Raw genomic sequence first — 6,942 nt, 5'->3', positions numbered from 1 at the left:
TAACAGCCCTTTCTAGAAGCGTAACAACACTGCTCAATGAGTTCTCCTTAACGTGATAAGAAAGCTAACGCCTCGCATCAGCGGTCGACCGAAGACCGCGAAGCGGGCTTTGGGCGATCCGACTGCATGCGCTTGTTATATTTATTCATACTTTTTGGATAATAATCTCAACCGGAGCAATCAAATCGTTAGCTAAATTATCGACCATGTTCTTAATTTTATTGGAAGTGCTTTCTTGCATCAGTGTATGAAGACCCAGAGGGGGTGGACCTCCATTAGCCTCTGTTTTAGCACGTTGCTGTTTAAAGAATTCCAGTGAAAAATCACGGCGATTGTTCTCCTTGGAGATTTCAAAGCCAGCATCGCTTATAGCTTGTTTGTATTGAGCGGGAGTAGATAGTTTGCTAGTACTGCCTTCGGTCGCCCATGGAACTGGATAAATCAACTCACCATCATTTTGTCGCATAATGTCATAAACGCCGAAGGTAGACCCGGGTTTTAGCACTCGAAATATTTCGGCAAATAGCGACACTTTATCATCGATATTCATGCCTACGTGGAGCATATAACCTCCATCGAATGAACTATCTTGAAAAGGCATCGACAATGCACTCCCCTGCTCAAGCGTTATATATTCATCAAGATTTAACCAGCTACATAGCGCCTTTCCTGTCTCAATATACTCAGGTGTTAGGTCGATACCAGTAACACGGTTTTTGTATCTAGATGCGAGATATCTAGCGGCACCACCTAAACCACAACCGACATCTACTATATAGCCCTGCTCAGAAAAATTGAGCTGTTCAAATAGATTGTCTGTTGCCAAGCGTCCTCCGATATGGAACTCATCGACTGGCGCAAGGTCCTCAATTGTCACATTCTCGGTTGTTTTACCTAGAGCTGGGAGTGCTGCTTCAATAGCTTCAAGCAAACTGCCATGTAAATAGTGGTCTGATACGGATTTATCATACGACATAAAAATAACCTCCCGATTTACTGATTATGAAATATAACGCCCTAATAATGGGCAAAAATTGTTGGCTAAAATGTTGAGGAACGAAAACAGCCAACTGTTTTTTGTCCTTATTTATTAGCTTGTTATGTTGCAATGCCACAAGGGTAACCAATTTCTGAAATGTCCTTTTCTAGCTGTTTTAATGATACTTCAGAGTTTACTTCTTTAACCAATTCATCGGTTAAAGGTAAATGGTTATAAATCTTTGCAATAGTTGCAACATCCAGATCTACTTCATAGTACTCTTGAGCAAACACCCTATATGTTTCAGGGTTACAGTCAAAGATTTCTAAAAGATATTCTGAGCCATCAGGATCTTCGTCATCTGCAAATTCAAAGTCACCTTTACTCCAAAAGTTTGCCGAGTGAAGTTTCCAAATACAGAATGAAATATTATCCATAGAGAAAGCGGGTTCTTTAGAAGCAGCGATGAATTCAGAAGGTAATCCTTTTAATAAATCTGGCCATGGAACTTGCCCATCAGTACTCCAAGATGACATTGCTGATTCATGGTCAAAACCTTTAACAAAGCAGCCATTTTGATTGAAAAGTACAGAGAAGTCATCACCACAACCATTTCTCATCGAACCCATTTGTTCATTAACGTCCCAATTTGAGTTGAAGAAATAAAAACGTTCATCCCATTCAGGAGACATAATTGCATCTAGCATTGCGAGTGATTGGAGTAGCTTTTTTAACTCCAACACTTCTGGCATTGAGTTTAAATTTTTAGTTGATATAGCATCCAATGCTGGAGACTCCTTTGCAACATAACGCCCGCATAAAATGCGGATAATGCTTGGCTAAAATTAGCGAAGAATGAGCGCCAGCCAAGCGTTTGACGTCATTTTTGATGCGCTTGTTAAGTTACCTATTTAGACGGTATAAGCCACATTCATTAGCCCATTTTTCAATTTTTTCTGCGTGTTTAGGATTACGTAAGTAAAAGACATTAGTGTCGTCCCAGCTTTCAAAATATACAGCCTCCAATTCAGGCAGCACCACTTTATAAAAATGACTACTATCTACATTATGTGGAGCGCACATTAGGTAAGCTTCTTTAGCAGCATCCGAGGTAAATTTGCGAAATTGTGGTTTAGCTGAACTCCAACGACCTTTAAATGTAAAGTTTAGAACCTCAGTGTTATCGATTAATTTTTTCGCAAATTTAACGAATTTTGCATCTCTACTTTGTTGCTCCTCATCAGAAACGTCAGATAAGTATTTAATTGAGTCTTCTGCTCCCAACCAACGGTCGAAAACCGAAACCGCCATGTAAGTATATGCATCTGTATCTTCTACAGCATACAACTTATCAAGATCTGGATACTTTTCTCGCAAGTCTATTTGAGATTTTTTATCCAATGCCAGAAATTTACGCATATCTTCCTTGGTAACTTAACGCCCTGTTAAGGGGCTAAATATAGTTGGCTAAAATCATGAGCGAAGCGAACAAAGCCAACTGTATTTTGTCCCACTTGCACAGATTGTTATAACTCTTTTACTAAACAGTATGTTACATGACCTTTGGGGTAATCAGGCAATTCACCAAAAACTTTGTATCCACGCTTCTCATAAAATGGTTTTGCTTGAAAGCTAAGAGTTTCTGTACGCATAAAACCAAAGCCTTTTTCTTTGGCAAAGTTTTCGGCTGCATCCATTAATTTACTACCAACACCTTGCCCTCTGGTTTCATCAGATAACCATAACAACTCGAGGGTACAATAATTCCAGAATGCTACTGCTCTTATACCTCCTACGACTTTTCCATTTTCATCTTTAGCGAATGCAGCAAATTTAGTGTCAGGTTCGAAAACCACATCATCTGAAATGTACTTTTGGTTGTAGGACTGAATACCTTTACTTATAGTTTCAAGATCTTGTTTATTAGGTGAGGTTGTTACTTCGATGTTCATTTCTTCATCCGTGATAGAGAGTTATAACGCCGTTTTAAGCGGCGTGAAATAGCTTGCTAAAATGTGAAACGAAGTGGAACCGAGCAAGCTGTTGCGAGTCCGACTTTAAAACCTTGTTAGCTTTGTTATACACCGCACTTCGCATCACTCAGGACTTTGGCTGAATGAAGGTTATGTTCCCCTTCTGAATAAACTTTACCTTGCTCAACAAATGTTAGCAATAAAGAGCCGTCACCTAACCGATGCGGTGATACTTTTGCAACATTGCCAAAGCTTTTATCAACAACTAATTCTTCAGGCCCTAACTTTCCTGAAGTAGAAACACACCTTCGCCATAATGAAAAAACATCATTTTCATGACTATCAACCGATGAATAATATACGTCAACATAACCATCTCTACGACGAATAGGACTTGCGTCATGAACCTCTTCAACTCTCGTTGTGATTGGTATTGGTTCACGCCAATTAGCTCCCTGATTTGAAGACAGTCTAAAATGGGTTCTCATGCCTGATTTTTCTTTTCCATCAGAATCCTTTTTCTTACTAACAAATCGAGTTTGAAATGTATAAATAAGTTCGTTGGATGAAAACATTGCTAACGCAGGCATTGCTCCTCCACTCCCAATATTTACGGGAGAGTCAAAATTTACCCCATCATCGCTTAAGCTGAATAATAATTGACAACATCCTGGGTAAGGCTCTGTTCGGTAAACTAGCGCAACTTTACCATTATTAAGTAAATACCATTTGGGTGAACTTGCTGCTGCAATAGCCGTAGGTAGGGAAAGTAATTGTTTATGTACTAATTCACCGCTTTTCCATTGTGCTCTGAAAGCTGATGCGGATTTATGATAAGTAGTTTCAGATTCAACAAAATATAACCATTCAGTACTGGTTTTATTAATGCTACTAACACCTGTTCTAAAATTAACTGGTTTATTATTTTCAAAGCCAAGAGTCATGGGCTTCGATGACAAGATAGAAGTTGGAGTCAATTCAAGCTTACTATTTCTCAGTTCGCCAGCTTTCCAATCATAATTATAAAAATGTGAATAAATTACATTTAGAGAGTCTTGCGACTGAATAACAGTACTTAAGACCTGCATCCCCTCTGGGTATTCAATGCGATGAATGTCATCTTTCATCAATGGAAGATTATTGGCAAAAGAGCTAACAGGCAATAATATGGCTATAAAATAGGAAAGATTTTTTATAATTTTTACTTGATACTTTATATAGACAAACATGCCGAGTCCTTGACAAAGCTAACGCCGCAATTTGCGGCCGTAGTGTAGGCACGAAGCGCCGAAACGGAGGTCCAGTGAGCGCAGCGAACGAAGCAAGATTGCTTTGTTATACGCATACCCGTTATGTTTTTTAGGACATGTTTTTTGCAATTCGTAACACCCACCAACCAATAAGGACACTTGAAATCACCCTAATAGGGAAATATACCAATGCAGGAAGTCCAAACAACCAAGTAACAACATTGGGAGGCATTACATAAATAGCTACTTGCTTTACCCAATACAAAAAGCCAATATGACTTTTAATCAGGCTTTCGACCGAAATTCCGATCCCGACAGTTGAATCAAGTAAGATTAAATAGCTCCCGTAAATTGCGATAAGCCCATCGCCAATGCTACCAATGATTGAAATCCATGCGAATATTATTAATCCTTTTTTCATGCCCTTTCTCTAGTCTTTATTTACGCAGCCCTGACTACGTATAACGCCCTGTTAATAGGCAAAATATAGTTGGCTACAATAAGCGACGAAGGAGCAAAAGCCAACTGTATTTTGTCCTTATTAAACAGCTTGTTATAACGATTTTTCTCGATATTTTTCTATAGTCATTAGAAATTCATTGGGTGAATCTACGCCTAAATATATGAGCTTACCCGAATTAAGCTTGATCTCAATATTTGGATTACCAGCCAAATTGAATCTATTAACATTACTTGACCGACGTATGAAAATTGCATTCGGTTGAACGTGAGCAATTTCACTTAAAGCAATCCTTAATGGATTCCAAACACCATACCTCACTATAATGCTGTCCTGAAGAATTGAAATAGGTCTAATTGCAATGGCTTTATACTCTGCAATAAAAAACACTAAACCAAGAAGAGTTAAAGCCGTTATGAAATTAGCAGCAAACGGTGACCATAAGAAATGTAACAACAAATGCATTACGGGTAGTTCAAATAAAATCATTAAAATAAAGCCTAATTGATTGCTTTGAGCGCCATCTTTTTTATGACAGCTAAAATGACTATCTCCAATAAAACTTTGTTGCCTTATCTTTTTAGAAAATAACGCGTATGTCCAAACTCGCGCCTCAAAAGAGAGTAAAGAGCTTATAGCACCTTTACCTAAAATTCTTTCTATTGGTTTTGATATAGCCAAATCTGGATCTTGATCTTTGGTAAGAGAAGCTTTGATAGCAAAAAATACGGTCAAAATAGTGGTGATTTCTAAAACGATAAACGCAGCTATAGCAAGATAGCGCAATGATTCAAGGTAAGGCCATACAACCTTGGAACTTTCAGGAATCACAAAGCTGCCTAGCAAAATAATTAAACAGCTATAGGCAACAGCTTTGATAGCGGCTTCTTTCTTATCTTTTACAAACCAAAAGCATAAAATAGGTAAGACAAGTAAACCATCGATTAGCAAAAGCCATTCTGATTTTTCTACGCCATATCCGTTAAGCGCATTGGAGCTTTGATAGTAAAAAGCCCAGAAAACAGAAATAACTGCAAGAAATATAAACGGGATATTCTTTTTAGTTAAAGTTTGCACCGATGCTCCTTATCGTTATAACAGCTTATTGATTAGCAGCAGGATAACCTCCTGCTTTCTTGTAAGTCTTTTCTTCAAGCTATCACTTGTAAGTATCTGTTGTAAATATATTTTTTAACAAAAAATACAGAAGAAATATGACAATTTAGAAGATAAAAAAGATGCATAGATGTTTACGAGGTCTGCATAACACTTTTATAAATATTACAAACTATTGATAATAATGAGTTAATTTTTAAAAGTTAGTATTATCGATGCGCCAATCAAACGATTTATGCATCTTTTTCATAGTAATTATCTTAACTTGAACTATAGCTGTATATATATACAGTTCATTGATGAGGCGACGGTTATGGGGCAATTAACATTTTTGGAGGCTATACGGGCAGTGATCAGGGTACGCCATTACAGCTATCAAACAGAAAAATCCTAGCTCTATTGGAACCGTTATTTCATTCGACATTGTAATATTCGTCATGGCGCTGATATAAGCCCCGCTTTGATTGAACAATTTCTCTGCTTTTTAGCAGTCGAGTGTAAAGTGTCGGCGAGCACCCAGAAACAGGCCCTATGTGCCATTGTATTTGCTTGTCGCCATGTGTTAAAAGTTGAGTTCAATGAGTTACAATTTCCCTATGCAAAAGCCCCTAAACGAATACCGCAGGTATTGTCTAACGAAGAAGCAAAACTGATCATCAACAATTTGTCAGGCTACCACTATTTAATTGGTGCCATCCTATTTGGCTCAGGCCTAAGATTAAAGGAAGCCCTAAAACTTAGGGTAAAAGATATTGATCTAACCACTAAATCTATCTTTGTGTACCGAGGTAAAGGGCAAAAAGATCGAGTTTGTATGCTTCCTAACGGATTGATTGATACTCTAAAGTCACAAATGAAACTGGTAAAAAAGCTCCACGAGACGGATTTGTCAGATGGCTTTGGACTTGCTTCATTGCCCATCTCTCTCATCAGAAAATATCGCAGTAATGCTTCTAAGTTTCATTGGCAACATATCTTTCCTGCTAGCCGCCGTTGTATGCACCCAAGTGACAACTACGTGTGCAGACACCATATTCATCCAACGGCTTTTTCACGAGCATTAAGGCAAGCTACCACTAACAGTGGTATAGATAAGCGCGTTACCGCCCATACTTTCCGCCATTCGTTTGCAACATCTTTATTACTCAAAGGCCATGACATTCG

Annotated in this window: 8 protein-coding genes; 1 reads left to right on the top strand and 7 read right to left on the bottom strand. The window is 38.2% G+C overall.

Annotation, left to right across the window (positions count from 1 at the left end):
- Positions 1–145 precede the first annotated feature (145 nt).
- From BCU91_RS18660 to BCU91_RS18630, 7 genes are all read right to left on the bottom strand, one after another.
- Positions 146–976 (bottom strand): class I SAM-dependent methyltransferase, encoded by an 831-nt coding sequence (locus tag BCU91_RS18660; protein ID WP_102532129.1) that lies wholly within the window; start codon positions 974–976, stop codon positions 146–148.
- 122 nt (positions 977–1,098) lie between these two features.
- A complete protein-coding gene (locus BCU91_RS18655) occupies positions 1,099–1,764 on the bottom strand; it encodes a hypothetical protein (RefSeq protein WP_102532128.1) in 666 nt (221 codons plus the stop codon).
- A gap of 118 nt (positions 1,765–1,882) precedes the next feature.
- Positions 1,883–2,398 carry a hypothetical protein gene (locus BCU91_RS18650; RefSeq protein WP_102532127.1) on the bottom strand — a complete coding sequence of 172 codons (516 nt, stop codon included), beginning with the start codon at positions 2,396–2,398 and terminating at the stop codon, positions 1,883–1,885.
- Between the two features lie 107 nt (positions 2,399–2,505).
- Positions 2,506–2,931 (bottom strand): GNAT family N-acetyltransferase, encoded by a 426-nt coding sequence (locus BCU91_RS18645; RefSeq protein ID WP_102532126.1) that lies wholly within the window; start codon positions 2,929–2,931, stop codon positions 2,506–2,508.
- A gap of 125 nt (positions 2,932–3,056) precedes the next feature.
- Positions 3,057–4,181 carry a hypothetical protein gene (locus BCU91_RS18640; protein WP_102532125.1) on the bottom strand — a complete coding sequence of 375 codons (1,125 nt, stop codon included), beginning with the start codon at positions 4,179–4,181 and terminating at the stop codon, positions 3,057–3,059.
- A gap of 130 nt (positions 4,182–4,311) precedes the next feature.
- On the bottom strand, positions 4,312–4,623 hold the full coding sequence (locus BCU91_RS18635; protein WP_102532124.1) for a hypothetical protein: 312 nt from the start codon (positions 4,621–4,623) through the stop codon (positions 4,312–4,314).
- 132 nt (positions 4,624–4,755) lie between these two features.
- Positions 4,756–5,739 carry a hypothetical protein gene (locus BCU91_RS18630; protein WP_102532123.1) on the bottom strand — a complete coding sequence of 328 codons (984 nt, stop codon included), beginning with the start codon at positions 5,737–5,739 and terminating at the stop codon, positions 4,756–4,758.
- A 454-nt stretch (positions 5,740–6,193) separates the two neighbouring features.
- On the opposite strand from BCU91_RS18630, the gene BCU91_RS18625 reads away from it, so the two are divergent.
- Positions 6,194–6,942, top strand: a 749-nt coding sequence (locus BCU91_RS18625; RefSeq protein ID WP_347230788.1) for an integron integrase, incomplete at its 3' end; no start/stop codon positions are given.

This window comes from Shewanella sp. 10N.286.52.B9 (assembly GCF_002873635.1).
Classification (GTDB): domain Bacteria; phylum Pseudomonadota; class Gammaproteobacteria; order Enterobacterales; family Shewanellaceae; genus Shewanella.
The sequence above is the reverse complement of the archived record's forward strand: the minus strand, read 5'-3'. Positions and strand labels throughout refer to the sequence as shown.